Raw genomic sequence first — 1,067 nt, 5'->3', positions numbered from 1 at the left:
AATGAGTTGTTACCCGCGGCAAACGCGTTAAATCAAAGCCTAGAAACGATTGTGTTGGCTCAGCAAGCTAAAGCGGATCAAAGCGGTGTTGGCATCAGTCAATCAATCAAAAATGTGCTTACGTCGATGCTGGTGGCAGCATTACTGGTCGTAATTGCGGCGATTGCGATTTCAAAATACATGGGAAATACCATTGGGCGCAGAGTCCAGCGATTATCAGAACGAGCGAAGATTATAGCCTCTGGCGATGTTTCTCAACCGCCATTGAACGTTGTTGGCAAGGATGAGCTGGCTGACCTTACGAGCTCTATCAATCGTATGAACGAGTCACTGGCAGGCATTGTTGCAGGTGTAAATGGCAAAGCGAACCAAGTGGACACCAGCATGGGTGCACTTCTCGAATCGGCACAAGTGACATCCAATAACGTTGAACAACAACAATCCAATATCTCAGAAATGGGGAGTCAACTCGAAGAGATTGCCTTTGCTGCGAGTAATACGTTGGATCAAGCCAATCAATCGGTGCAAAAGTTATCAGATTCAAAAGATGAGATAGAACAAGGTCGTGACGCACTTGAGCAAAATAAAGCGACCATGGAAAGTTTACACAGCAGCATAGAAAGCGCCAGCACCCAAGTTACACAGTTAAGCAAAGAGAGCGAAGCAATTGGCCGCGTGACGGAAGTGATTGAAGGGTTAGCAGAACAGACTAATTTGCTGGCACTCAATGCGGCAATTGAAGCGGCGAGAGCTGGTGAACAAGGGCGAGGTTTTGCTGTGGTTGCCGATGAAGTGCGCATGTTGGCGACAAGAACCACGCAATCGACGACAGAAATCAACGGTATTATTAACGCAATTCAGCGTTCAACTCACACGGTGGTTCAGGAAATTGCACACAGCCAGTCGTTGGCAGAGCAAGGTGCTGAACACATCGATAATGCCGTAACGAGATTGGTTTCAACGACAGAGCAGATCGGTTCTCTAAACGAGCAAATGGCAGAATTGGCCGCTGCTGCCGAGCAGCAATCTCACGCAACGCAATCCATAAATGGGTTAATGGCAGGCAT

At 47.7% G+C, this 1,067-nt stretch carries 1 protein-coding gene; it reads left to right on the top strand.

All coding sequences use genetic code 11. The features are described from left to right. Window positions 1-1,067, top strand: a 1,067-nt coding sequence (locus tag R7P69_RS25175; RefSeq protein ID WP_318121825.1) for a methyl-accepting chemotaxis protein, incomplete at both ends; no start/stop codon positions are given.

It is taken from the genome of Vibrio sp. 661 (assembly GCF_033339315.1).
In the GTDB taxonomy this organism is placed as follows: domain Bacteria; phylum Pseudomonadota; class Gammaproteobacteria; order Enterobacterales; family Vibrionaceae; genus Vibrio; species Vibrio alginolyticus.
This window is presented reverse-complemented; position numbering and strand designations above follow the sequence as displayed.